The organism is Streptomyces sp. NPDC045846 (assembly GCF_056431605.1).
The window spans coordinates 303,068-327,979 of record NZ_JBWKKJ010000007.1 but is presented as its reverse complement, the minus strand read 5'-3'; the positions used below and the strand labels follow the sequence as shown (position 1 = coordinate 327,979).

The following is a 24,912-nucleotide window of genomic DNA, read 5'->3' as shown; positions in this document are numbered from 1 at the left end:
AAGGTAGTGGCTCACGGGGCCGCCGCGTAGGGTCCGCAACATGGGCCGAAACATCAGGAATCACAACAACCGCCCCTTCGAGGAACTGATCGACGAGGCCGCGTCCGTCTCCGTCGACGGCTGGGACTTCTCCTGGCTGGACGGACGGGCCACCGAAGAGCGGCCGTCGTGGGGGTACGCCCGCGCGATGGCCGGGCGGATGGCCAGGGCCACCGCCGCCCTCGACATCCAGACCGGCGGCGGCGAAGTCCTGGCCGCCGTGCCCCAGCTGCCGCCGCTCGCCGTCGCGACGGAGGGCTGGGCGCCGAACGTCGCCCGCGCCACCGGCCTGCTCCACCCGCGCGGAGTGGCGGTCGTCGCCGACGAGGACAAGCCGCCGCTGCCGTTCGCCGACGGAGCCTTCGACCTCGTCGTCAGCCGGCACCCCGTCACCACCTGGTGGTCCGAGATCGCCCGCGTGCTGTCCCCGGGCGGCACCTACTTCTCCCAACAGGTGGGCCCGGCCAGCGTGTTCGAGCTCGTCGAGTACTTCCTCGGACCGCAGCCGCCGGAGGTGCGCGGCGGCCGCGACCCGGGCAAGGCGCGCAAGGAGGCGGAGGACGCGGGCCTGGAGGTCGTCGATCTGCGCCTGGAGAAGCTGCGCACCGAGTTCAACGACATCGGCGCCGTCGTCTACTTCCTGCGCAAGGTGATCTGGATGGTGCCCGGCTTCACCGTCGAGGAGTACCGCGACCGGCTGAAGGCCCTCGACGAGCAGATCCGTGCCGAGGGCCCCTTCGTCGCGCACACGACACGCTTCCTCATCGAGGCGCGCAAGCCCCTGAGGCCCGGCCACTGACCCCTAGCATCCGGATGCATGGGGACAATTGCTGACCAAAGGGTCGGGCGGCGCACACAGCCGCCGATCACGCCCGTACCCACCCTCTCCCGCATCCCACGTGTCCGCATCGGCCGGCCCGCCCTCCTGTGGTGGGGGTGGGCCGCCGCGCTCTTCCTGCTGTACGCGACCGTCTCGGGCCGACGCCAGGCGCTGGTCCGCACCACCGGCTACGACCTCGGCATCTTCGAGCAGGCCGTCCGCGCGTACGCCCACCTCGACGCGCCCGTCGCCCCGCTGCGCGGCGACGGCTTCAACCTCCTCGGCGACCACTTCCACCCCGTGCTCGCCGTCCTCGCCCCGCTCTACCGGCTCTTCCCCACCCCGTACACCCTGCTGATCGCGCAGGCCGCGCTGCTCGCGCTCGCCGTGGTGCCGCTCGCCCGGCAGGCCGCGCGGGTCCTCGGCCGCCGGGCCGCCCACGTCGTCGCCTTCGGGTACGGGCTGAGCTGGGGCATCGCCTCGGCGGTCGGCTTCGACTTCCACGAGGTGTGCTTCGCGGTCCCGCTCGTCTCCTACGCCCTCGAAGCGCTGGCCAACAGGCGGTGGCGCCGGGCCGTCGTGTGGGCGGTGCCGCTGCTGCTCGTCAAGGAGGACCTCGGGCTCACGCTGGCCGCGATCGGGGCGTACGTCGCCTGGCGGGGCCCGCGCCGGCTCGGCATCGCCACCGCCGTGCTCGGCCTCGTGGGCAGCGCGCTCGAATTCAAGGTCCTGATGCCGTTCTTCAACCCGGCGGGCACCTACGCGCACGCCGCCAACCTCGCGCCCGCGCACCACTCGCTGCTCACCACGCTCGCCCTCGCGCCGCTCGACGCGGTACGGCCCGAGGTGAAGGCCACCACGCTCGTCCTCGTCTTCGCGCCGGCCGCGCTCATCGCGCTGCGCTCGCCCCTGGCCCTGATCGCCGTGCCCACGCTCGGCTGGCGGATGCTGTCCACCAACGTCTTCCACTGGGGGACCGCCTTCCACTACACGGCCGTCCTGATGCCGGTGGTCTTCGCGGCCCTCACGGACGCGCTGCGGCCGTACGCCGCCGCGGGCGAGCCGCTCGCCCGGCGCCACGTGCGCGCCTCGATGGCGACGGTGCTGGGGGTGACGCTGGTCCTGGTCCCCTCCTTCCCCCTCGCCCAGATCGCCCACCGGTCGACCTGGCGCACCACCCGGCACGTCACGGCGGTGCGCGAACTGCTCCGCCTGATCCCGGACGGCGCGACCGTCGCGGCCTCCAACCGCCTTGTCCCGCAACTGACTTCGCGCACCACCGCCGTCCTCTTCCCGACCTACCCGGTGCACTGGACGCTGTACTCGACCGACGGGCCCGTCCCGCGTCCGACGGCGCAGTGGATCGCCTACGACCGGGTGCCCCCGGAGTCCTGGCCCTACCCGCCCGGCACCTGGCCCTACCCGGCCCCCCGCCAGGAGCAGGAGTACGCGCTGGCGCTCGCGAAGTACGGGTACGTACGGGTGGCGGAGGCGGACGGCGTCTCACTGCTGCGCCGCGCCGGGAGCGGGCGACCCGGGGCTCCGCCGCGTACACGGTGACACCGGACGGTCACGGGGCGCCGTCGCCTTGACCCAGTGGGGTGACGCGCGGCCGGAACGGATTTTCCGCCGCGATATCCGTCGCCGGGAGAGATGCCGAGGGCGCCGCGACCCCTCTGACCTGCACGGTCAAGGAAAGGCGAGGGGTTGGCATCACCCCTGCGAGGGACCGCCAAGGCGTACCGGCCCGGTTTCGGAGCGTAGTTCCGGAGCGCCGTGGCGCCCAGCACCACTTACGAAGGGTTATGGTGGAAACCCCCCCTCGGGCCGGTCCGTATCCCCCCCACGGACCGGCCCGTTTTTTCTTTCCCGGGGCTCCGCCAGGCCCGGACCACCGCGTCCCGACGGCCGAAGCCCCTCCTCCTCATCCGCCTCAGCCGCGGTCGGCCCAGATGTTGGTGCCCGCGGTGTCCACGGCGAAGGTGTCGATCTCCTTCAGCTCCGCGTCCGTGAGCGCCGGTCCGGCCAGCGCCGCCACGTTCTCCTCCAGCTGCCTGACGCTGGACGCGCCGATCAGCGCCGACGTCATCCGCGGATCGCGCAGCACCCAGGCCAGCGCCAGCTGCGCCAGCGACTGGCCGCGCCGCGAGGCGATGTCGTTCAGCCCGTTCAGGCGGCGTACGACCTCGTCGCTCAGCAGACCCGGGTCCAGGGACTTGCCCTGGGTGGCGCGGGAGCCCTCCGGGATGCCCTTGAGGTACTTGTTGGTGAGCAGGCCCTGGGCGAGCGGCACGAAGGAGATGCAGCCCATGCCGGCCGCCTCCAGGGTGTCGAGCAGCCCGTCCTCCTCCGTCCAGCGGTTGATCATCGAGTACGACGGCTGGTGGATCAGGGCCGGGACGCCCATCTCCTTGAGCAGCCGGGCGGCCTCGGCGGTCTGCTCACTGTTGTACGAGGAGACGCCGACGTACAGCGCCTTGCCCTGCTGGACGGCGGACGCGAGCGCGCCCATCGTCTCCTCCAGGGGCGTCTCCGGGTCGAAGCGGTGCGAGTAGAAGATGTCGACGTAGTCCAGGCCCATGCGGTTCAGCGAGGCGTCGAGCGAGGACAGCAGGTACTTGCGCGAACCCCACTCGCCGTACGGGCCGGGGTGCATCAGATAGCCGGCCTTGGTGGAGATGACGAGCTCGTCCCGGTACGGGGCGAAGTCCTGGCCGAAAATCTTCCCGAAGTTCAGCTCGGCGGAGCCGGCCGGCGGGCCGTAGTTGTTGGCCAGGTCGAAGTGGGTGACCCCGAGGTCGAAGGCGCGGCGCAGGATGGCGCGCTGGGAGTCCAGGGCGCGGTCGTCGCCGAAGTTGTGCCACAGGCCGAGCGAGACGGCGGGGAGCTTGAGGCCGCTGCGGCCGGTCCTGCGGTACTCCATGGAGTCGTAGCGGTCCGGGGCTGCGAGGAAGCGGAGCGATTCAGTCACGTTTCCCTGCTTATCACGGACTTGTGACAGACCGAGTTGGGCCGCCGTCGCCCGTCCGCAGTACTGTGCTTTCCCTGGGGCGGCCGGTGTGCGGGGCGGCGGCGGGCCCCCGGAAGGCAACGAGAGGGTGGAATCGGTGAGTTTGCGCGACCTGGTGTACAGGCTCTATGCGCGCCGGGTGGAAGGCCGCCTCGACCACGACCAGGTGCCCAAGCACATCGGTGTCATCCTGGACGGCAACCGGCGCTGGGCCAAGGCCTCGGCCCGCAGCCCCGAGCAGGGCCACCAGGCCGGTGCCAGCAAGATCCAGGAGCTGCTCGGCTGGTGCGCCGAGACCGATGTCGAGGTCGTCACCCTCTGGCTGCTCTCCACCGACAACCTGGACCGCCCCGAGGACCAGTTGATCCCGCTGCTCGGCATCATCGAGGACGCGGTGCGGGACTTGGCGGCGGACGGGCGCTGGCGCGTGCACCACGTCGGCAACGCGGACCTGCTGCCCGGGCACACGCAGGCCGTGCTCAAGGAGGCCGAACAGGCCACGCACGACATCGACGGGATACTGGTCAACGTCGCCGTCGGCTACGGCGGGCGGCAGGAGATCGCGGACGCGGTGCGCTCGCTGCTCCTTGAGCACTCGGCGAAGGGCACGTCCTTCGAGGAGCTCGCCGAGATCGTCGACGTCGAGCACATCTCGGAGCACCTGTACACGCGGGGGCAGCCCGATCCCGACCTGGTGATCCGTACCAGTGGCGAGCAGCGCCTCTCCGGATTCATGCTCTGGCAGTCCGCGCACTCCGAGTACTACTTCTGCGAAGTGTTCTGGCCCGCGTTCCGCAAGGTCGACTTCCTGCGTGCGCTGCGGGACTACGCGGCGCGGCACCGGAGGTACGGCACGTGAGGTCTGGGTCCTCTTTCTGACCCCCCTTTTGTCCTCAAACGCCGGACGGGCTCGTGTGCTCCCGTCCGGCTTGTCGCTGCCCGCAGTCCGTGGTTGCTCGCGCAGTTCCCCGCGCCCCTGGCAGCGCTGGTGCTGGGCGGCATGGGCATCTTCAGCCCGTCATGGGGGTCCCCCCTGGCCCTTAAGGCCTTGGGGGAGTTTGAGGACGAGCGCCGTTCAGGCGCGAACGGGGTCTGGGGCGGAGCCCCGGAGCGGCGGCCTCAACGCGCGATACGGGGTCTGGGGCGGGGCCCCGGCGGGAACTCCGGGCATATGACGGGGCATGGCTTCGCTTGTTCGAGGGCATAACCCACCCAGGTCGATGTCCGGTCCACGGATGTCGTATCTCAGTGGGCGGCAGCAACGCCGCCCGCCCGGGAGGCCCTTTGCACCAGGACGACCGCGCACCGCGCGCGGGCGACGTGGAGGGCCGGAGCTCGGCCCGCGCAGCGCGGTCGAAGCCCGGTCCCCGTTTCCGCGACGCCGTCGCACCCCGATCTCATGCGCCTCTTAAGAGGGGGTACGTCCTTCCGTGGTGACCAGCACAAAGCGCCGCATGCCCGACCGGCGCACCTACGTCCTCGACACCAGCGTCCTGCTGGCCGACCCCAACGCGATGACCCGGTTCGAGGAGCACGAAGTGGTGCTCCCCATCGTCGTGGTCACGGAGCTGGAGGCCAAGAGGCACCATCCCGAGCTCGGTTACTTCGCCCGGCAGGCCCTGCGCCTGCTCGACGACTTCCGGGTCCGGTACGGACGTCTCGACGCCCCCATCCCGATGGGCGAGCTAGGCGGCACCCTCCGTGTCGAGCTGAACCATTCCGATCCCGGCGTCCTGCCCGCCGGCTACAGGTTGGGGGACAACGACTCCCGGATCCTCGCCGTCGCACGCAACCTCCAGGCGGAGGGATACGACGTCACGGTCGTGTCCAAGGACCTGCCGCTGCGGATCAAGGCGTCGTCGGTCGGCCTGCTCGCCGAGGAGTACCGCGCCGAGCTGGCCATCACCGACTCCGGCTGGACCGGAATGGCCGAACTGCCGCTCAGCGGCGAGCAGGTGGACCTGCTGTTCGAGGAGGAGACGCTCTACGTTCCGGAGGCCGCCGGACTTCCCGTCCACACCGGGCTCGTGCTGCTCTCCGAGCGCGGCAAGGCGCTCGGGCGGGTCTCGCCGGACGGCAACGTCAAGCTGGTGCGGGGCGACCGCGAGGCGTTCGGCATCCACGGCCGCAGCGCCGAGCAGCGGATCGCGCTGGACCTGCTGCTCGACCCCGAGATCGGGATCATCTCGATGGGCGGCCGGGCCGGTACGGGCAAGTCGGCGCTGGCGCTCTGCGCGGGCCTCGAAGCCGTCCTGGAGCGCAGGCAGCACAAGAAGGTGATGGTCTTCCGGCCGCTGTACGCGGTCGGCGGGCAGGAACTCGGCTATCTGCCGGGCTCCGAGGCCGAGAAGATGGGCCCCTGGGCCCAGGCCGTCTTCGACACACTGTCCGCGGTGACGAGCCGTGAGGTGATCGAGGAGGTCACCTCGCGCGGCATGCTCGAAGTCCTGCCGCTCACCCACATCCGGGGACGCTCGCTGCACGACGCCTTCGTGATCGTGGACGAGGCGCAGTCACTGGAACGGAACGTCCTGCTGACCGTTCTGTCCAGGATCGGGGCCAATTCGAGGGTGGTGCTCACTCATGACGTGGCCCAGCGCGACAACTTGAGGGTCGGTCGGTACGACGGTGTCGTGGCGGTCGTCGAGAAGCTGAAGGGGCACCCGTTGTTCGCGCATGTCACCCTCACCCGGTCCGAGCGATCGCAGATCGCCGCCCTGGTGACCGAAATGCTGGAGGACGTCTCCATCTGAAGCGGTACGCACCAGTTGGCGCCGTCCGGCAAGCGCAGCAGCCTAGCCGGGCGGCGCCTTTTCGTGGGCGGGATTGGGAAAAACTACTGGGGTGAACGGGGTGTGAGGTTTCACACGCAACGGGGAATTGCCTCGCGGCATCGGCTTCCGGCAGAGTCTTGCATCCGTCAGGCCCCGCATACGGCACCCCTGTACCCCGGGTACCTCCGTACCCACGCAACTCAATAGCTGAGCCGTATGCCGCCCGCGCATCACGCGGCACTTCCCGCAGGGGAGTTGCCCATCGGGTCAGTTCCTCCCGTGGCCCAGTAGTTGGGAGGAGAGAGCCAGGGGCACGATTGCGTCCGCGAGGTCACCCGTGCGGACGCTGCTGGAAGGAAACCGTGTGAGCCGGATCTCGGTCCGGGGATTCGCGGTGGCGTCTGCCACTGCGGTCACCACCGTTGGCGCCGTCGTCGGCGTTGCCGCGGGCAGCCCCGCCGCTGCCTCGAACGACAACTTCGAGGCCACCGCCTCCGACACGACGCTTCTCGCCGACATCCCCGCCGGCCAGCAGGCCCAGGTGCAGACCGCTTCCCTGACGCAGCAGGCGGACGCCCAGTCCGCCCAGGCCAGCGCCGCGGCGAAGAAGTCCGCCGAGGAGGCCGCGCGCGTTCAGGCCGCCCAGGACGCGAAGGCCAAGAAGGACGCCGCCGACAAGGACAAGGCCGACAAGGACGCCAAGGCCCGCGACCTGGAGACCCAGGCCGCCAGCCGCTCGGCGAGCCGTGCCGACTTCCCGGTCCAGAGCTCCTACTCGGTCTCCGACGTGCAGGCGCTCGCCCGCCAGATCGTCCCCTCCGGTCAGTTCCAGTGCTTCAGCCACATCGTGAACAACGAGTCGAGCTGGAACTACCAGGCCACCAACGGCTCTTCCGGTGCGTACGGTCTCGTCCAGGCGCTGCCCGGCTCCAAGATGAGCTCCGCGGGCTCCGACTGGCAGACCAACCCGGCCACCCAGATCAAGTGGGGCCTCAACTACATGAACGAGCGCTACGGCAGCCCCTGCGGCGCCTGGTCGTTCTGGCAGGCCAACAGCTGGTACTAGCAGTCGGCCGGTGGTTCGGCCGGGCGAAGAAACCAGCCCGCGCCGCTCAACCTTCCGGAGCCCCGCACCGTCCTTCGGTGCGGGGCTTCGCCCGTGTACGGTCAGGTCCGGACGGCTCGGGGGTAAGCGGTGGGGAGACTCAGCGTCGGGGGAAAGGGAAATGGCGGGATCATGTCGAGAGTGCCCAGTTTGCTCGGACGGCTAGGCGCCGGACTGACCCGGATGGGAGAGCGCCTGGACGAGCGCCGGGCCGCGGCGGACGCCGAAGCCGGGCCCGGTCCCGTCGTCGACCCCGCGCCACCCGTCCACCGGGCCCCGAGCCCCGCGCCCGAGCCCCGCTCGGCCGAGGCCGAGGCGCCCGGGCCCGAACCGGATTCCAAGTCGCCGGTGCCGGTGGTGTCTTCGGACGAGCACGCCCCCGACCACGTACCCCCGCCGCCCGCGTACGCGCCCGCGGTGGCCGCCCGGCCCGACCCCGTCGACGCCGTGCCGTGGAGCATGCGGGTCGCGGCCGAGGTCGGCTGGCGGCTGCTCGTGCTGGCCGGGACGCTCTACGTGCTGACTCAGGTCATCAGCGCGATCCGGCTCGTGGTGCTGGCGTTCGTCGCGGCGCTGCTGATCACCGCCCTGCTCCAGCCCACCGTCGCCCGGCTCAAGCGGATGGGCCTGCCGCGCGGGGTGGCCACCGCGGTCACCGCGATCTCCGGGTTCGTCATCATGGGGCTCGTCGGCTGGTTCGTGGTCTGGCAGGTCATGGACAACCTCGACGATCTGTCCAACAAGGTGCGCGACGGCATCGAGGAGCTCAAGCGCTGGGCGCTGAACAGCCCCTTCCACGTCACCGAGGACCAGATCAACCAGATCGCCAAGAACCTCAGCGACACCATCGGGTCCAACACCAACGAGATCACCTCCGCCGGGCTCCAGGGCGTGACCGTGCTCGTCGAGGTGCTCACCGGCATCCTGCTCGCGATGTTCTCGACGCTGTTCCTGCTCTACGACGGCCCGAAGATCTGGCAGTGGGTGCTCAAGCTGGTGCCCGCCGCCGCCCGCCCGGGCGTCGCGGGCGCGGGCCCGCAGGCCTGGCGCACCCTCACCGCGTACGTGCGCGGCACGGTGATAGTGGCTCTGATCGACGCGATCTGCATCGGCGTCGGCATCTACTTCCTGGGGGTGCCCATGGCGGTGCCGCTCGCCGTGTTCATCTTCCTGTTCGCGTTCATCCCGCTGGTCGGCGCGGTCGTCTCGGGTGCGCTCGCGGTGGTGGTCGCGCTCGTCACCGACGGGGTGTTCAACGCCCTGATGGTGCTGATCGTGGTCCTCGCGGTGCAGCAGATCGAGGGGCACGTCCTGCAACCGTTCATCCTGGGCCGCGCGGTCCGGGTGCACCCGCTCGCGGTGGTGCTGTCGGTGGCCGCCGGCGGCCTGGTGGCCGGCATCGGCGGCGCTGTCGTGGCGGTCCCGCTGGTCGCGGTCACCAATACGGTGGTCGGCTATCTGCGGGCGTACGCCCGGGAGAACGCGATGCGCAGCGCCGTCGCCGTGGCGGAGGCGCCACCCGCCGTGGCCGCGGCCGACCGGGAGTAGCCCGGTCGGCCGCGGACAGACGGAAGGGCCCCGCCGGTGCGACACCGGCGGGGCCCTTCTGATGTACGTACGCCTGCTACTCGGCCGAAGCGGCCAGCGCGGCCTCGGAGTCGAGGGTGACGCCCACGGCCTGGATCACCGCGGCGATCTTGAAGGCCTCCTGGATCGTCTCGCGCTCGACACCGGCCTTGCGCAGCACCTGCTCGTGCGAGTCGAGGCACTGGCCACAGCCGTTCACCGCGGAGACGGCGAGCGACCACAGCTCGAAGTCGACCTTCTCCACGCCCGGGTTGCCGATGACGTTCATCCGCAGACCGGCCCGCAGCGTGCCGTACTCCGGGTCGGAGAGCAGGTGGCGGGTGCGGTAGAAGACGTTGTTCATCGCCATGACGGCGGCGGCCGACTTGGCGGCCGTGTACGCCTCGGGCGACAGGTTCGCCTTCGCCTCCGGCTCCAGCTCCCGCAGCACGATCGGGCTGCGCGACGCTATGGCCGTGGCGAGCACCGTGCCCCACAGCTGCTGGGCCGGGAGGTCGGAGTTCCCGATGACCGAACCGAGGTTCAGCTTCAGGTCCTTGGCGTAGTCCGGTACGGCGGACTTCAGCGCGTCGAGGGACATGGGTTACTCACCGGCCAGCAGCGCGACCGGGTCCAGGGTGTTCTCGCCCTTGGTCCAGTTGCACGGGCACAGCTCGTCGGTCTGCAGGGCGTCGAGGACCCGCAGGACCTCCTTGGGGTTACGGCCCACGGAACCGGCGGTCACCATCGTGAACTGGATCTCGTTGTTCGGGTCGACGATGAAGACGGCGCGCTGCGCGAAGCCGTCCTCGCCCTCGATGCCGAGGTCACGCATGAGCTCGTGCTTCGAGTCGGCGAGCATCGGGAAGGGCAGGTCGGTCAGGTCCGGGTGGTCCTTGCGCCAGGCGTGGTGCACGAACTCGGAGTCACCGGAGAAGCCGAGGACCTGGGCGTCACGGTCGGCGAACTCGTCGTTCAGCTTGCCGAACGCGGCGATCTCGGTCGGGCAGACGAAGGTGAAGTCCTTGGGCCACGCAAAAACTACGCGCCACTTGCCCTCGTAGGTCTTGTGGTCGATCTGCTGGAACTCCTTGCCGCTCTCCAGCGACACGCAGGCAGTCAGGTCGTACGTGGGGAACTGGTCACCAACAGTGAGCACGCGCTCTCCTTGCGAACGAGGAAGTCCGAATCGAGCGGATTCGGGAAGCTTCCTACGGGGTTGGACGGATTACCGATCCTGGCACACGGAGCATTGATCAGGGAAATAGCTAGACTGGGTCACCGTGATCGGAGGTGCCTATCAGTGGCCATGAGTAATAGGGGCAAGCAGCCCAGCCTGGCGCAGCTGCGGGCGTTCGCGGCCGTCGCCGAGCATCTGCACTTCCGCGACGCGGCGGCCGCCATCGGCATGAGCCAGCCCGCCCTGTCCGGGGCGGTCTCGGCCCTGGAGGAGGCGCTCGGCGTGCAGCTCCTGGAGCGTACGACCCGCAAGGTGCTGCTTTCGTCGGCGGGGGAGCGGCTGGCGGTGCGGGCCAAGGCGGTCCTCGACGCGGTGGGCGAGCTGATGGAGGAGGCCGAGGCGGTGCGGGCGCCGTTCACCGGGGTGCTCCGGCTCGGCGTGATCCCCACCGTCGCGCCCTATCTGCTGCCGGCCGTGCTGCGGCTCGTCCACGAGCGCTACCCGGAGCTCGACCTCCAGGTCCATGAGGAGCAGACCTCCTCGCTGCTCGAAGGGCTCGCCGCCGGGCGGCTCGACCTGCTGCTGCTCGCGGTGCCGCTCGGGGTGCCCGGCGTCACCGAACTCCCGCTGTTCGACGAGGACTTCGTGCTCGTCACCCCGCAGGACCACTGGCTCGGCGGGCGCAGCGGCATCCCCCGCGAGGCCCTGCGCGAGCTGCACCTGCTGCTCCTGGACGAGGGGCACTGCCTGCGCGACCAGGCGCTCGACATCTGCCGGGAGGCCGGGCGGACCGAGGGGGCGCCGGTGACGACGACCGCGGCGGGCCTGTCCACCCTGGTGCAGCTGGTGGCGGGCGGGCTCGGGGTGACCCTGCTGCCGCGTACCGCGGTGGAGATCGAGACGGGGCGCAACGACCGCCTGGTCACCGGGTACTTCGCGGAACCGGCCCCCTCGCGCACCATCGCCCTGGCGATGCGGACGGGTGCCGCTCGCCAGGGCGAGTTCGAGGAGTTCGCGGCCGCCCTGCGCGGGGCGCTGCGCGATCTGCCGGTACGCGTGCCGAAGTGAGGGGGCTCGCCAACTCCCTTGGTGGTCAAGGGAGTTCGCGACCGCGTCCTGGCTACTCCGTGCGCAGCCCGTCGGGTCGCATCAGCCGCCACAGCGGCGGCAGCGACAGGGCGGTGACCAGGACGACCACGCCCGCGCCGATGCCGACCATCGACACCGCCGGGACCCAGTCGACGGTCACCGAGCGGCCCACCATCCGCAGCAGGACCGAGCCGAGGCCGAGGCCCACCATCGCCGCGAGCGCGAGGCCGAGTGCGACCGGCACGGCGGTCTGCCACAGGACGGACCAGCTCAGCGTGGTGCGCCGGGTGCCGAACGCGATCAGCGCCGAGAGCAGCTTCTTGCGCTCGCGCAGCTGCTCCAGCATCGAGACGAGCAGGCTCGCGCCGATCAGCATCAGCACCGCCGCGGCCCCGATGTAGAGGCCCTTGCGGACTCCGGCGAACCGGGTCGAGGTCTGGAGGTTGTTCAGCGAGCGCGCCGAGGTCAGCGGGTCGAAGCGGGTGGCCGCGTTCAGGACCCGCTCCTTGGCGAGGGCGTCGCCCGGGGCGGTCGAGACGAACACCGTGGAGCGCGTCGGCACCTTCGCCCCCCGCGGGAGCGCGCCCGGGGTGATCAGGACGCCGCTGCGGCGCTGGCCCATCGGGTCGGGCCGGGCAGGGGCCTTGGTCACGGCGGCCGGAACGGTCCAGGGGACCTCCGCACCCCTGCGGACGGAGCCGCCGTTGGTCGGGTCGAGGTAGAGCGTGCTGCCCGGGGTCACGGCGCGCTCGCCCGCCCAGTCGCCGCCGGTCGTGAGGAAGGCGTCGCCGTCCTCGCAGGAGGCCAGGGTGGCGACCTCGCGCAGGTCCGCGCAGGTGCCGACGGTCAGGGAGGTGTAGTGCTGGGGCTCCTTGGCCTTCTCGCCGCCCTCCAGCGATCCGAGGGCGACCGCGTGGGTCACGCCCTCGGTGCTCCGCAGGCTCCGCACCTCACGGGCCTGCTGGTCGGGAGAGACGTTGCCGAGCGGCACGACCAGCTGGGCCCGGCCGGTGTCCTCGCCGCTCGCCTTGACGTAGTCGCCCTCGACGGCGCCGAAGAGCATCTGGAGCGCGATCGCGCCGGCCACCGCGACCGCGATGCCGTTCACCATCCGGGCCGCCGAACCGGACGTCAACTGGAGCCTGCGGACCGCCAGTTGCCAGCCCACCGAGCCGCCGCCCAGTCGGCGCACGACCGCCTCCACCAGCCAGGGGAGCAGCGCGGTGACGCCGATGAGCAGCAGCACCGTGCCGCCGATCACCTGGGCCTGGTTGAACGTCCCCCGGTCGCGGCCGCGGCCCATCATCGGGACGAGCAGGCCGAGACCGGCGAGCGGCGGAAGCACCCGCCACCACATGCGCCGCCTGCGCGGCACGGAGGTGCGCACCACGCCAAGGGGCTCGACGACCACCGAGCGCATCGCGAACAGGGTCACCGCGACCGCCGCCGCGGGCACCGCGAGCGCCACGCCCGCCGCGAGCAGCGGGCTCGGGTCGACGTCGGACGGGAAGACGTTGAGCCCGGCCACCGAGATGTCGCCCACGTACTGGCGGCCGATCAGGAAGAACAGCGAGCCCACCACGACGCCGACCACGGCTCCGGCCAGCGCCTCGCCGGCCGCGATCCACCGGGTCATCCGGCGGTCCGCCCCGGCCAGGCGCAGGGCGGCGAGCCGCCGGTCGCGCCGGTCGCCGCCGAACCGTACGGCGGCCGCGATGAACACGCCGACCGGCATGAGCAGCACCACGAAGATGATCACGATGAGCAGCGCCAGGACCGGGTCGAGCTTCTCCTGGGGCTGCTTGTTCACGAAGGCGTTGACGCGCAGCACCTCGCCGGGGCCGTCCGCCGCGTCCTTGCGCTGCTTGAGAGCGTCACTGCCCGCGTAGTAGGCCAGCTCGTGCGGACCCATCAGACCCTGGTCGGCGATGGTCGCGCTGATCCGGTACGGGAGCCGCTCGCGCAGCAGCGCGCCGTCGGGCGAGGCGAGCAGGTCGCGCAGGGCGGGCGAGACCACCATGGTGCCCGGTGCCGGGAGCGAGGAGACGCCCGGCGGCACCGGCGCCTTGGCGCCTTCGGCCTGGAGGAGACGGCCGCGTACGTCGTCGCCCCGGTACTGGGTGTCCGCGCGGCCGATGAGCAGCGTGTCGGCGGCCGGGCCCGAGTCGACCGAAGCGCCGTAGTCGTTGCGGGCGTTGTCGCGGTCGTGCCGGGCGTTCAGCGCGCCCGGCAGCGCGGTGGTGCCGAGCAGCAGGGCCACGCCGAGGCCGACGCCGACCGCGGTGAGCAGCGTGCGCGTCCAGCCCTCCCGGCCGCCCGAGAGGGCGAACCGGGCGCCGAGGGCGAGATCACGGAGCAGGCTCATACGGAGTGCTCCAGCATCATGTCGCGGGACTTTCCGTCCCGCACGACGATCTCGCGGTCCGAGTAGGCGGCCACCCGGGCCTCGTGGGTGACCAGGACGACCGCCGCGTTGGTGGAGCGGGCCGCCTCGGTGAGCAGCTGCATGACGCGCTCGCCGTTGAGCGAGTCGAGCGCGCCGGTCGGCTCGTCGGCGAAGACGACCCGGGGCTGGGTCACGAGCGAGCGGGCCACGGCCACCCGCTGGCCCTGACCGCCGGAGACCTCGCCGGGGCGCTTGTGCCCGAGGTCGGCGACCTCCAGGCGCTCCATCCAGGCCAGCGCCCTGCGCTCGGCCTCCTTGCGCTTGACGCCGGTCAGGCGCAGCGGCAGGGCGACGTTCTCCACGCAGGTCAACTCCGGTACCAGCTGGCCGAACTGGAAGACGAAGCCGAACTCGGTGCGGCGCAGCGCGCTGCGCTCGGCGTCCGGCATCGCGGACAGTTCGCGGCCGTCGTAGAGGATCTTTCCGGAGTCCGGCGTGACGATCCCGGCGAGGCAGTGCAGCAGCGTCGACTTGCCGGAGCCGGAGGGGCCCATCACCGCGACGACCTCGCCGGGGTGGATGGAGAACTCGGCACCGTCCAGGGCCGGGGTCGGGCCATAGGCCTTGTGCAGGTCCTGGGCGACGAGCAGGGAGCCGGCGGGTGTCATGCGCGTACCTCCGTGGCGAGCTGGGTGAGGCGGGCGGCGGTCAGTTCGAGCCAGCGCAGATCCGCCTCCAGGTGGAACAGGGCGTGGTCGCAGATCAGTTGGTCGCTGAGGTCGCCGCGCCGCTTGCGGTCGGTGAGCACGCGCATCAGGCGCAGGTGCTCGGCGCGCTGGGTGTCGAGCACGTCCCCGGCGTCGCGGCCGGTCAGCAGGGCGAGGACGACCTTGGTGTAGAGGGTCGACTGGAGGTACGGCTCGGGCTTCTCCGGCTGGCGGATCCAGGCCTCGACGTCGGTGACGCCTGCCTCGGTGATCGCGTACCGCTTCCGCTCGGGGCCGCCGCCCGCCTCCACGCCGTCGACCTCGACGAGGCCGTTCTTCAGGAGCCGGGACATCGTCGAGTAGACCTGCCCGTAGTGCAGGGGGCGGTCGTGCCCGAACTTCTCGTCGAAGGCGCGCTTGAGGTCGTACCCATGGCGTGGGCCCGACTCCAGGAGCCCGAGGAGGGTGTGGCCGATGGACATGGGGTGTTCCCTTCTTCTCAACTGCCGCGAGGTGTGGGTGGGTTGTGGAAGGTCATTCGGTGCGCAGCCCGTCGGGGCGCATCAGGCGCCACAGGGCCGGCAGGCTCAGCAGGGTCACCGCGCAGATCGCCGCGGCGCCCGCCCCGGCCAGCGGCAGGAAGAGCCACCAGTCGGTCACGGTCTTGCCGATGATCCGCAGCATCAGGGCGCCGAGCGCGAGGCCGCCCGCCACCGCGAGGCCGATCCCGAGGACGACCGGCACCGCGGTCTGCCACAGGACCGAGCCGGCCAGCGTGCCGCGCCGGGTGCCGAAGGCCACCAGGGCCGCCAACAGGCGCCTGCGCTCGCGCAGTTGCTCCAGCTGCGAGACCAGCATGGCGGCCGCGATCAGGCCGAGCGTGGCGAGGGAGGCGGCCTGGAGGCCGGTCCGGACGCCCGCGTACTGCTGGTCGCGTTCGATGGTGCGCACGGTCCTGACGTGCAGCTGCGGGGAGAGCTTCGCCGCGGTGTTGCGGATGTGCTCGGCGGCGTCCGGCACCTCCTGGTCGACGGTGAGCAGGGCGGAGGTGCGGGCCACCGACGCCATCAGGGAGGTGTCGATGGCGGCGGGCGTCGCGAAGATGCCGTACTGCACCTCGCCCGTGGGGTCCGGGCGGCCGACGACGGTACGGGCGGAGGCGGGCAGCGTCCACAGCTTCGGCGGGACGCCGGGCTCGTCCGAGGCGATGTTGACGGGCTTGCCCACCCGGGCGGTGCGGTCCACCCACGCGGCCCGGTCCGGGTCGTCCAAGGGGTGCACCACGAACGTGTCGCCGTCCTGGCAGGAGTCGATGCGGGCCAGCTCGCGCAGGGTGGCGCAGTCGCCGACGGTCAGCGTGGTGATGGGGCGGAGGTCGTCGGCGGGGACCGGACCGGGCCAGGACACGTAGCTGGTGACGGAGCCGATCGCCTTGCGCACGCCCGGGGTGTTCCGGAAGGACTCGGTCATCCGCTCGGCGAGCTTCGCGTCCGGATAGTCGGCGAGGACCGTGTACTGGGCGCGGCTCGCGTCGGCGCCGGTCGCCTTGTTGAAGTCGTCGTGGATGCCGACGGAGTACATCTGGAGTGCCACCGACCCGGCGACCGCGACGGTGATCCCGCTGACCGCGCGCGCCGCCGTGCCGCTGTTCAACTGGAGCCTGCGCACGGCCAGTTGCCAGGCGGGCGAGCCGCCGCGCAGCCTGCCCACCACCGCCTCGACCAGCCAGGGCAGCAGGGTGATGAGCCCGGCGAGCACGAGGGTGGCGCCGGTGGCGATGCAGATGGAGTCGAGGGAGTCGCTCAGTTGGATCCCGAGGGCCGTGGGCAGGACCGACAGCGGCGCCGTCCGGGTGTCGGGGTTCTGGGACACGAGGAGCAGCCCCACCCCGACGCCGGGCATGGCCAGGCGCCACCACAGCCTGCGGCGCCGGGCGCGAGCGCCCCGTACGACGCCGAGCGGTTCGATGACCACCGAGCGCAGCGCGGCCAGGGTCACCGTCACGGCGAGGGCGGGCACGGCGACGGCGACGAGCAGCGCCAGCCAGGGCAGGGGCCTGAGGTCGCCGGGGAAGAAGCCGAAGCCCCACAGGCCGAGGGGGCCGAGCACCTGGGCGCCGCCCAGGAAGAGCAGGCTGCCCGTCACGAGGCCGAGGGCCGCCCCGGCCAGGGCCTCGCCGCCGGCGATCCAGCGGGTGGTGCGGGCGTCGGCGCCGACCAGACGCAGCGCGGCGAGCCGCCGGTCGCGCTGCTCGCTGCCGAACCGTACGGCGGTGGCGATGAAGATGGCGACGGGCATCAGCAGCACGACACAGATCAGGATGACGAGCACGACCAGCATCGGGTCGAGCGGCTGCACCTCGCCGATGTTGCCGAAGCCGGCCGCCGAGGAGGCGCCGGTGTCGGGGGAGAGGGTGGCGCTGCCCGCGTAGTAGTAGAGCTCGGACGGATCGACCAGGCCCGCGTCGCCGATCGTCGCGGTGATCTCGTACGGGAGCCGCTGGCGCAGCAGTTCGCCGTCGGGGGAGTCGAGGAGGTCGCGCAGCGCGGGGGAGACGGCCATGGTGCCGGGGGCCGGGATCGCGCTCAGGCCGGGCGGGAGCACCGGGTAGGCGTTGGCGGGGCGCAGGAGCTTGCCGCCCACGGTGGCGTCGCGGTACTCGGTGTCGGCGCCCGCATAGAGGAGCGAGGCCTTCAGGCCGCCCGTGTTCTTGTCCGAGCCCGCCGAGAACGGCTGCCGGTCGTGGATGTGGTGCGCCCGCTCGTCGACGAGCCGCGGCACCGAGGCCGCGCCGAGCAGCAGGGCGACGCCGAGGCCGACCCCGACGGCCGTGAGCAGGGTGCGGACCCAGCCCTCGCGTCCACCGCCGAGGGCGAACCGTATGCCGAGGCCGAGATCGTGCAGGCGTCGCTTCATGCGGAGCACTATACGCACTAGGTATACCTGCCGTGTATACCCGGGGTGCATAGCACTCGGTGATCATTCCATTACCGGGCAAATCGGGGCAGCATCCGGAACTCTCGCAACCCTTGGCACCATTCAATCGTCGGTTCCCATGGGGCAGGTGCTCATTCTCACGTACGGAAAAGACGTGATCGAATCCGCTTTGTCCGTAGGTGCGGTGTTAGTTTTCTGAGCTGATCTGGCGAGTCTGGTGAGTCATATGAAGGCGAGCGACTGAGGTTATGGGCCGAGCGGAAGAGCGGCGTGCCCGGCAGAGCGGGGCACGCCGGGGCAAGCAGAAGGTGAAGAAGAAGGGCATACGCCGGTTCTTCACCTGGAAGAAGGTGCTCGGCACCTTCTTCGGCCTCTGCCTCCTCGCGATGGGCGCGTTCTACGTCATCTACCTGATGGTGCCGATCCCCACGGGCAACGACCAGACCCAGCTGGAGAGCAACGTCTACAAGCTCTCCAACGGCCAGGTGCTCGCCCGCTCCGGCAAGGTGAACCGCGAGACCGTCGGCCTCGACAAGGTCCCGGAGCCCATCCAGCACAGCTTCGTCGCCCTGGAGAACAAGACCTTCTACGACGACAAGGGCGTCGACTTCAAGGGCACCGCCCGCGGCATCCTCAAGACCCTGATGGGCAAGGGCGCCCAGGGCGGCTCGACGATCACCCAGCAGTACGTCAAGAACAACTACCTGACGCAGGAGCAGACGGTCACCCGCAAGCTGAAGGAGATCGTGATCTCCCTCAAGGTGGACCAGCGCCACTCGAAGAACGAGATCCTCGCCGGGTACATGAACACCAGCTACTACGGCCGGGGCGCCTACGGCATCCAGGCCGCGGCCCAGGCGTACTACGGCAAGGACGTCTCCAAGCTGACGCTGGAGGAGGGCACCTACCTCGCGGCGCTGCTCCAGGCCCCCAGCCAGTACGACTGGCAGACGGCCGGCCCGGTCGGCAGGGGCCTGGTGCAGGGGCGCTGGAACAAGGCCCTCGACAACATGGTCGAGATGAAGTGGCTGTCCCCGCAGGACCGGGCGAAGCTGAAGTTCACGCCGCCCATGGACGCCAAGCCCGCCCCCGGCATGGAGGGTCAGACCGGCTATCTGGTCGATGCCGCGAAGAAGGAGTTGCAGCGCAACGGCGTGGACGAGGCCGTCCTGGCCCGCGGCGGCTGGACGATCACGCTCAACATCGACCCGGCCAAGCAGAAGCTCCTGGAGAATGCGGTCAAGGCACAGCTGACCAGCAAGCTCGACCCGAAGAAGCGCAAGGTCGACGAGGACCTCCAGGCCGGTGCGGCCTCGGTGGACCCGAAGACCGGCTCGGTGGTCGCCCTCTACGGCGGCCAGGACTTCATCAAGCACCAGATCAGCAACGCCACCAACACCAGCTACCAGCCGGCCTCGACCTTCAAGCCGGTGATCCTCGCGGCCGCCCTCAACCAGGGGGCCGAGACGCAGGACGGCAAGCCGATCAAGGCGAACACCATCTACAACGGTGACAGCAGGCGGCCGGTCAAGGGCAGCGACATCGCCTTCGCCCCGCCGAACGAGGACGAGCACAGCTACGGCCCGATCACCGTCCAGGACGCGATGAACCAGTCGGTGAACTCCGTCTTCGCGCAGATGGGCGTCGACGCCCATCTCGACAAGGTGCGGGACACCGCCGTGGCCATGGGCATGACGTCCATCAAGGGCCTGAAGCCCGTGCCCGCCATGACGCTCGGCTCGTACGGCGCCAGCCCGCTCCAGATGGCCGCCGTCTACGCCACGCTCGACAACCACGGCAAGGAAGTCACGCCGTCGATCGTGAAGTCGGCCGAGCACAAGGACCACAAGTACGACAAGCCCGACCCCATCGGCAGCCAGGTCATCAGCCGGGACGCGGCGGACGCCGTCACCTCGGTGCTCACCGGCGTGGTCGACGACGGTACGGCCAAGACGTCGGTCGCCGAGGCCGACAACCGCAACGGCAAGCAGGTCGCGGGCAAGACCGGTACCTCCGACGACAACAAGTCGGCCTGGTTCACCGGCTACACCCCGGACCTGGTCACCTCGGTCGGGCTGTGGGGCCAGGCCGCCGAGGCGCGCACCGTCAAGGTCGACGGCAAGAACGTGAACATCCCTCCGGGCGGCCAGGTCAGCATGACCAACGGCGCCGGTGAGGACGGCCGCATCAACGGTGGCTCCATACCGGCCCGCATCTGGGCCGCGTACACCTTCGACGCGGTCAAGGACGGTGCCGACAAGTTCGACCTGGAGACCGACCAGGGAGCGGCCAAGGAGCCGGACTACACGCCGTCGGCCCCGGCGTCCCACGCGCCGTCCAAGTCGGCATCGGCCCCGCCCTCGCACACGACGTCCAAGCAGCCGTCGAGCCCGCCGGTGAACACGCCGTCGAGCCCGGTCAACTCGCCGTCCAACACGACCTCGCACAAGCCGAAGCCGCCGAACCCGACGACGTCGACGGGGACGGGGACCGGCGGGGCGAGCCCGCCGGTGGACCCGCTCGACCCCAACGGCGGCTGACACGGCCGACGGCCCCCGCCCGGGAAACCGGAGCGGGGGCCGTCGTCGTGCGGGGCCGGTGCGCGGGGACCGCGTCCACCCCTGCCTTCAGGCACGGGTGGGCAGCTCGAACCAGACCACCTTGCCGCCGGAGAGCCGGGTGGCGCCCCAGCGCCGGGCCAGGCGGTTGACCAGGAAGAGCCCGCGCCCGCCCTCGTCGGTCTCGCGCGCCCGACGCTGCCGGGGCAGCTGCGGGGAGTCGTCGCCCACCTCGCAGCGCAGTACGTCGGTCTTGAGCAGCCGCAGCGTGACCGGGCGCTCGGCATAGCGGACGGCGTTGGTGACGACCTCGCTCACCAGGAGCTCCACCGAGTCGGTCAGCTCCTCAAGGCCCCAGCGCTCCAGGGCCCTGCGGGCGAGCCGGCGGGCCCGGCCCGGGGCGGTCTCCTCCGGGTCGAGGAACCAGTACGCCACGTCGCTGGGCGCGATGCCGTCGAAGCGGGCGGCGAGCAGCGCGATGTCGTCGTCGCGGTCGCCGGGGCCCAGCATGTCCAGCACGTCGTCGCAGAGCGCCTCCAGCGGCGGCGAGTGGTCGGGTCCGGTCAACTGGGCGGTGGCGGCGAGCCGTTCACGCAGCTGCTCGATGCCGGTCCACACGTCGCGCAGCCGCGACTCGACCAGGCCGTCGGTGTACAGGAGCAGCGTCGCGCCCGCGGGCGCGTCCAGCTCGACCGCCTCGAAGTCGACCCCGCCCACCCCGATCGGGGCGCCGGGCGGCACCCGCAGGACCTCGGCGCGGCCGCCGAGGTGCAGCAGCACCGGCGGCGGGTGGCCCGCGTTGGCGATGGTGATGCGGTGCGCGACCGGGTCGTACACCGCGTACAGGCAGGTCGCCATGCGGTCGGTGCCGAGCCGCTGGGCCTGCTCGTCGAGGTGGTGCAGGACCTCGGCGGGCGGCAGGTCGAGACCGGCCAACGTCTGTGCCGTGGTGCGGAGTTGGCCCATGATCGCGGCCGAGGTCATGGAGTGGCCCATCACGTCGCCGACGACGAGGGCGACCCGGCTGCCGGGCAGCGGGATCGCGTCGTACCAGTCGCCCCCGACCCGCGCGGTCTCGGCCGCCGGCAGGTAGCGCGAGGCGAGCCGCACGCCGGTGGGCTGGGGGAGGCTGTCGGGCAGCATGGTGCGCTGGAGCTCGTCGGCGATGTACGCCTCGCGGCCGTACAGGACGGCCTTGTCGATGCCGAGCGCGGTGTGGGTGGCCAACTGGGCCGCCACCAACAGGTCGTTGGCCTCGAAGGCGGGTCGTTCGGGGCCGCGCACGAAGACGGCGGCGCCGATCACCCGCCGCCGCCCACGGAGCGGCGCGAGTATCGCCCGCCGCCCGCCGGGCACCGTACGGTCCGGGCCGAGCAGCTCGGCGAGGGCCGCGCGGGCGGCCGGGGACTCCGCGAAGACGGGCCGCACCCCGCGCAGCACCTCGTTCAGCTCGCCGCCGGTGCGCACCTCGCACAGCTCGGAGGCGGGGGTGAGGTCGGGGCCGGGGCCGCCGAGCACCGTGAGGCCCTCGGCCTCGGCGCTCTCGCTCAGCGCCTCGTCGACTAAACGCAGCCGGTCGGTACGGCGAAGGCGCAGCACGAACGGGGTGGCCGGGCGTTCGTCACCGACCGGCAGCGGGTCGCGCAGATGCACCAGGATGGCGTCGGAGAAGGTGGGCACGGTGGCCCGGCACAGGCCGAGGACGATCTCGTCGAGGTCTATGCCGCGGGCGATCCGCCGTGTCGCGGCGCCCACGAAGCGCAGCCGGTCGCCCTCGCGCCGGGCCACCGCGGCGGCCCCCTCGCCGGGCCCCGCGACCCCGGGCCCGTCACCCGCGCCGCCGCTCTCGCCGTGGCCCGCGGGCATACCCACCGAGGGCACGGCGGAGGCGGCCGCGGCGTCCCGGCCGCCGCGCTCGGGCTGGCCGGGCACGGAGGCGGTCACGCCGCCGCTCCGGTCGCCCGCGCGGGCGCCGAGCGGGCCGCGCCGGGCAGGGCCGCCCGGATCCTGGGCGGCCGCTGCCGGGGCTTCCGCATGGGGCCTCCCCTGCTCCTCAAGTGCGTGGGGAAGGGTCTGCTCGGAGGGCCGGGCGAGTTCCTTGCGCCGGCTCTCGTGCGAGGTGGGCTGGGGCTCCGTCACGCGTCGGGTTCCGTCCGTCCGGGATGAGACATCCGCCCTGCCGCGGGCGGCGGCAGTGGCAGCGACAGGGTAAGGATGCGCGATGCAGTCGCTCCACGCGGTATACCCTCCCCCACGTTCTCGAGGCGCGGGGCAGAATCCGTCCGGGCGGCGGCGACACCGGGCATGCTCCACCCCCCTGTGGTGACATACGGTCAATTGTTGCACCGGGGCCGCCGATCAGTGCCGGTGGCTCCTGCGCGGCCCTGCGGAGGACGATCCTACGTTTGAACCCCGGGGGCGCATCAAGGGTCTCACGACGTCATATGCGCCGGGGTGCGATCCCAGTCCGCCGGGAGTGCGGGAACGGGCCAGTGCGGATCGGGCCGCCACGCCTCCCAGCCGTCCGAGAACGGCCGCCCCCACGCCCTGATCACCTCGACCGCGGCCTGTCCGGCCGCGCGGACCCGCCCGGCCAGAGCATCGTCCATCAGGCCCACCCGCTGCGCCTGGGCGAACTCGTCCTCGTCCAGCCAGCGCCAACTGCGGTCCGGGGCAACGGAGATGTCGAGGAAGTGGTCCGTGGAGTCGATGCCGCCCGACCACCGCGCGCGCGGCTCCTCCAGGTTCACGTACCAGTTCTTGAAGCGCCAGCCCCGCTCCCAGAAGAGCCACACCGACCACGGCTCGCCGGGGCGCGCCAGCTTGAGCACCCCGCTGCCGAACCACTGGGAGCGCGCCGTGGTGCGCGGGGTGGTGTAGCGGGTGGCGAGGGGCTCCCGGTGCAGTGGGCGGCCGTCGGAGAGCACCGGGCGCACGCACTCGGTGCCGGGCGCCATCCACACCGCGAGCACCTCGTCGGTGTCCTCGACGACCGTGACCGGGCGGCAGATGTGGAACCGCCCCCCGGGCCCGCCCTCCAGGCCGGGGGCGTGATCGCGATAGCGCCAGAGGATCTGCTCCCCTGGCGCCCAGTGTGGGGTGCCGCCTCCTGTACCTGTCATGTGCAGATATTACGGAGTGCGGTCAAGGCCCCGCTGCGATACGGGTCACCCCGTCTCAGGGACGGGTCATCCGCAGCACGTCGAGCGCCTCGTCGAGCTGCTCGACGGTGAGGTCGCCGCGCTCCACGTACCCGCCGTCCAGGACCACTTCGCGGATGGTCCTGCGTTCGGCGAGGGACTTCTTGGCGACCTTGGCGGCCTCCTCGTACCCGATGTACTTGTTGAGCGGGGTGACGACCGAGGGCGAGGACTCGGCGTACTCGCGGGCCCGCTCGGCGTTCGCGGTGATGCCGTCGACGGTGCGGTCGGCGAGCAGCCGGGAGACGTTGGTGAGCAACCGGACGGATTCCAGGAGGTTCTTGGCGATCACCGGCAGCATCACGTTGAGCTCGAAGTTGCCGGCCGCCCCCGCCGTCGCGACGGTCGCGTCGTTGCCGACGACCTGGGCCGCGACCATGAGGACGGCCTCCGGAATGACCGGATTGACCTTTCCGGGCATGATCGACGAGCCGGGCTGGAGGTCGGGAAGGCTGATCTCGGCCAATCCCGTGCGCGGTCCCGAGGCCATCCAGCGCAGGTCGTTGGAGATCTTCGTGAGCGAGACGGCGATGGTGCGCAGCTGTCCGCTGGTCTCCACCAGGCCGTCGCGGGCGCCCTGCGCCTCGAAGTGGTCCCGCGCCTCGGTCAGGGGCAGCCCGGTGACCCGCGCGACCTCGGCGATCACGGCGGCGGAGAACCCGTGCGGGGTGTTGATGCCGGTCCCGACCGCCGTTCCGCCCAGGGGGAGTTCGGCCAGCCGGGGCAGCGCGGAGCGCAGCCGCTCGATGCCGTACCTGACCTGCGCCGCGTAGCCGCCGAACTCCTGGCCGAGGGTCACCGGGGTCGCGTCCATCAGGTGGGTGCGCCCCGACTTGACCACGTCCGCGAACTCGGCCGACTTGCGCTCCAGGGCGCTCGCCAGGTGGTCGAGCGCGGGGATCAGATCGCCGGTGACGGCGGCGGTCGCGGCGATGTGGATGGAGGAGGGGAACACGTCGTTGGAGGACTGCGAGGCGTTGACGTGGTCGTTGGGGTGCACGTCGCGGCCCAGCCGCTCGGTGGCGAGCGTCGCCACGACCTCGTTCATGTTCATGTTGGACGAGGTGCCGGATCCGGTCTGGAAGACGTCGACCGGAAAGTGCTCGTCCCAGCGTCCTTCGGCGACCTCCCCGGCCGCCTCCTCGATCGCGCCCGCGATGTCCTTGTCGAGCACGCCGAGTTCGGCGTTGACCTTGGCCGCGGCCGCCTTCACCCGGGCCAGCGCCTCGATGTGGGCGCGCTCCAAGCGCTGCCCGGAGACGGGGAAGTTCTCCACCGCCCGCTGTGTCTGCGCGCGCCACTTGGCCCGCGCGGGGACCCGCACCTCGCCCATCGAGTCGTGCTCGATGCGGTAGTCCTGTTGTTCCTTCTCGTCGGCCATCGCCGATCACCTCCACCTCGGACAGCACCCCGGACGCGCCCACTGTTCCCGCCGGGGCCACCCGGTGGCCGACGGGGCACCCCGGGCGCGCGCAGGTTCGTCCGGGCGGCCCAGTTCGGCGCCGGTTGGTAAAAGTTGAGCGGTTGTCTTGTTCTGGCTA

General features: G+C 71.5%; 18 protein-coding genes. 8 read left to right on the top strand and 10 right to left on the bottom strand.

The annotated features are described in order from the left end of the window. The first annotated feature begins 40 nt into the window (after positions 1-40). Both AC07F3_RS21725 and AC07F3_RS21720 read left to right on the top strand, forming a co-directional pair. The gene (locus AC07F3_RS21725; RefSeq protein ID WP_479116108.1) at positions 41-838 is read left to right on the top strand and encodes a class I SAM-dependent methyltransferase; all 798 of its coding nucleotides are present in this window, start codon (positions 41-43) and stop codon (positions 836-838) included. 18 nt (positions 839-856) lie between these two features. Next, positions 857-2,419 carry a DUF2079 domain-containing protein gene (locus AC07F3_RS21720; RefSeq protein WP_479116107.1) on the top strand — a complete coding sequence of 521 codons (1,563 nt, stop codon included), beginning with the start codon at positions 857-859 and terminating at the stop codon, positions 2,417-2,419. 373 nt (positions 2,420-2,792) lie between these two features. On the opposite strand, the gene mgrA is transcribed toward AC07F3_RS21720, so the two are convergent. Next, positions 2,793-3,830 carry an L-glyceraldehyde 3-phosphate reductase gene (gene mgrA / locus AC07F3_RS21715; protein WP_479116106.1) on the bottom strand — a complete coding sequence of 346 codons (1,038 nt, stop codon included), beginning with the start codon at positions 3,828-3,830 and terminating at the stop codon, positions 2,793-2,795. Positions 3,831-3,966: 136 nt separating this feature from the next. Between mgrA and AC07F3_RS21710 the strand changes: the two genes are divergently transcribed. The 4 genes from AC07F3_RS21710 (at position 3,967) to AC07F3_RS21695 (ending at position 9,296) form a co-directional block, all read left to right on the top strand. Next, entirely contained in the window at positions 3,967-4,728 is a 762-nt protein-coding gene (locus AC07F3_RS21710) for an isoprenyl transferase (protein WP_479116105.1), read from the top strand. A gap of 571 nt (positions 4,729-5,299) precedes the next feature. After that, a complete protein-coding gene (locus tag AC07F3_RS21705; protein WP_479116104.1) occupies positions 5,300-6,622 on the top strand; it encodes a PhoH family protein in 1,323 nt (440 codons plus the stop codon). A 385-nt stretch (positions 6,623-7,007) separates the two neighbouring features. Beyond that, positions 7,008-7,709 carry an aggregation-promoting factor C-terminal-like domain-containing protein gene (locus AC07F3_RS21700; RefSeq protein ID WP_479116103.1) on the top strand — a complete coding sequence of 234 codons (702 nt, stop codon included), beginning with the start codon at positions 7,008-7,010 and terminating at the stop codon, positions 7,707-7,709. A gap of 171 nt (positions 7,710-7,880) precedes the next feature. Then, complete coding sequence (locus AC07F3_RS21695) at positions 7,881-9,296, top strand: AI-2E family transporter (RefSeq protein ID WP_479116102.1); 1,416 nt, start codon at positions 7,881-7,883, stop codon at positions 9,294-9,296. Positions 9,297-9,372: 76 nt separating this feature from the next. On the opposite strand, the gene AC07F3_RS21690 is transcribed toward AC07F3_RS21695, so the two are convergent. Both AC07F3_RS21690 and AC07F3_RS21685 read right to left on the bottom strand, forming a co-directional pair. Then, the gene (locus AC07F3_RS21690; protein WP_479116101.1) at positions 9,373-9,915 is read right to left on the bottom strand and encodes an alkyl hydroperoxide reductase; all 543 of its coding nucleotides are present in this window, start codon (positions 9,913-9,915) and stop codon (positions 9,373-9,375) included. A gap of 3 nt (positions 9,916-9,918) precedes the next feature. After that, the gene (locus AC07F3_RS21685) at positions 9,919-10,473 is read right to left on the bottom strand and encodes a peroxiredoxin (protein WP_053726283.1); all 555 of its coding nucleotides are present in this window, start codon (positions 10,471-10,473) and stop codon (positions 9,919-9,921) included. Positions 10,474-10,623: 150 nt separating this feature from the next. Here AC07F3_RS21685 and AC07F3_RS21680 point away from each other — a divergent pair, with 150 nt between their 5' ends. Further along, positions 10,624-11,562 carry a hydrogen peroxide-inducible genes activator gene (locus AC07F3_RS21680; RefSeq protein ID WP_479116100.1) on the top strand — a complete coding sequence of 313 codons (939 nt, stop codon included), beginning with the start codon at positions 10,624-10,626 and terminating at the stop codon, positions 11,560-11,562. A 52-nt stretch (positions 11,563-11,614) separates the two neighbouring features. Here the strand turns inward: AC07F3_RS21680 and AC07F3_RS21675 are convergent, their stop codons facing one another. From AC07F3_RS21675 to AC07F3_RS21660, 4 genes are read right to left on the bottom strand one after another with little or no spacing between them, the layout of a single operon-like run. After that, entirely contained in the window at positions 11,615-13,948 is a 2,334-nt protein-coding gene (locus AC07F3_RS21675) for an ABC transporter permease (RefSeq protein ID WP_479116099.1), read from the bottom strand. Further along, positions 13,945-14,637, bottom strand: coding sequence for an ABC transporter ATP-binding protein (locus AC07F3_RS21670; protein ID WP_479116098.1), 693 nt, complete (start codon positions 14,635-14,637; stop codon positions 13,945-13,947). Before AC07F3_RS21670 ends, AC07F3_RS21675 begins: the two co-directional genes overlap by 4 nt. Then, complete coding sequence (locus AC07F3_RS21665; protein WP_479116097.1) at positions 14,634-15,158, bottom strand: PadR family transcriptional regulator; 525 nt, start codon at positions 15,156-15,158, stop codon at positions 14,634-14,636. Before AC07F3_RS21665 ends, AC07F3_RS21670 begins: the two co-directional genes overlap by 4 nt. 52 nt (positions 15,159-15,210) lie before the next feature. Next, entirely contained in the window at positions 15,211-17,592 is a 2,382-nt protein-coding gene (locus AC07F3_RS21660; protein WP_479116096.1) for an FtsX-like permease family protein, read from the bottom strand. A gap of 269 nt (positions 17,593-17,861) precedes the next feature. On the opposite strand from AC07F3_RS21660, the gene AC07F3_RS21655 reads away from it, so the two are divergent. Then, positions 17,862-20,153 (top strand): transglycosylase domain-containing protein, encoded by a 2,292-nt coding sequence (locus AC07F3_RS21655; protein WP_479116095.1) that lies wholly within the window; start codon positions 17,862-17,864, stop codon positions 20,151-20,153. An 87-nt stretch (positions 20,154-20,240) separates the two neighbouring features. Here AC07F3_RS21655 and AC07F3_RS21650 read toward each other — a convergent pair whose 3' ends face one another. The 3 genes from AC07F3_RS21650 to AC07F3_RS21640 form a co-directional block, all read right to left on the bottom strand. Beyond that, positions 20,241-22,310: a SpoIIE family protein phosphatase gene (locus AC07F3_RS21650; RefSeq protein ID WP_479116094.1), complete on the bottom strand. Its 2,070-nt coding sequence runs from the start codon at positions 22,308-22,310 to the stop codon at positions 20,241-20,243. A 293-nt stretch (positions 22,311-22,603) separates the two neighbouring features. Continuing rightward, positions 22,604-23,293, bottom strand: coding sequence for a cytidylyl-2-hydroxypropylphosphonate hydrolase (fomD, locus tag AC07F3_RS21645; protein WP_479116093.1), 690 nt, complete (start codon positions 23,291-23,293; stop codon positions 22,604-22,606). 55 nt (positions 23,294-23,348) lie between these two features. Next, positions 23,349-24,752: a class II fumarate hydratase gene (locus AC07F3_RS21640; RefSeq protein WP_479116092.1), complete on the bottom strand. Its 1,404-nt coding sequence runs from the start codon at positions 24,750-24,752 to the stop codon at positions 23,349-23,351. Positions 24,753-24,912 lie beyond the last annotated feature (160 nt).

What these genes read in the sequence shown, in the direction of transcription:
- AC07F3_RS21665 (WP_479116097.1), bottom strand. Translation starts at nt 15,158, where the DNA reads ATGTCCATCGGCCACACCCTCCTCGGGCTCCTGGAGTCGGGCCCACGC.
- AC07F3_RS21670 (WP_479116098.1), bottom strand. Translation starts at nt 14,637, where the DNA reads ATGACACCCGCCGGCTCCCTGCTCGTCGCCCAGGACCTGCACAAGGCC.
- fomD (WP_479116093.1), bottom strand. Translation starts at nt 23,293, where the DNA reads ATGACAGGTACAGGAGGCGGCACCCCACACTGGGCGCCAGGGGAGCAG.
- AC07F3_RS21675 (WP_479116099.1), bottom strand. Translation starts at nt 13,948, where the DNA reads ATGAGCCTGCTCCGTGATCTCGCCCTCGGCGCCCGGTTCGCCCTCTCG.
- AC07F3_RS21680 (WP_479116100.1), top strand. Translation starts at nt 10,624, where the DNA reads ATGAGTAATAGGGGCAAGCAGCCCAGCCTGGCGCAGCTGCGGGCGTTC.
- AC07F3_RS21690 (WP_479116101.1), bottom strand. Translation starts at nt 9,915, where the DNA reads ATGTCCCTCGACGCGCTGAAGTCCGCCGTACCGGACTACGCCAAGGAC.
- AC07F3_RS21640 (WP_479116092.1), bottom strand. Translation starts at nt 24,752, where the DNA reads ATGGCCGACGAGAAGGAACAACAGGACTACCGCATCGAGCACGACTCG.
- AC07F3_RS21695 (WP_479116102.1), top strand. Translation starts at nt 7,881, where the DNA reads ATGTCGAGAGTGCCCAGTTTGCTCGGACGGCTAGGCGCCGGACTGACC.
- AC07F3_RS21725 (WP_479116108.1), top strand. Translation starts at nt 41, where the DNA reads ATGGGCCGAAACATCAGGAATCACAACAACCGCCCCTTCGAGGAACTG.
- AC07F3_RS21660 (WP_479116096.1), bottom strand. Translation starts at nt 17,592, where the DNA reads ATGAAGCGACGCCTGCACGATCTCGGCCTCGGCATACGGTTCGCCCTC.
- AC07F3_RS21720 (WP_479116107.1), top strand. Translation starts at nt 857, where the DNA reads ATGGGGACAATTGCTGACCAAAGGGTCGGGCGGCGCACACAGCCGCCG.
- AC07F3_RS21655 (WP_479116095.1), top strand. Translation starts at nt 17,862, where the DNA reads ATGGGCCGAGCGGAAGAGCGGCGTGCCCGGCAGAGCGGGGCACGCCGG.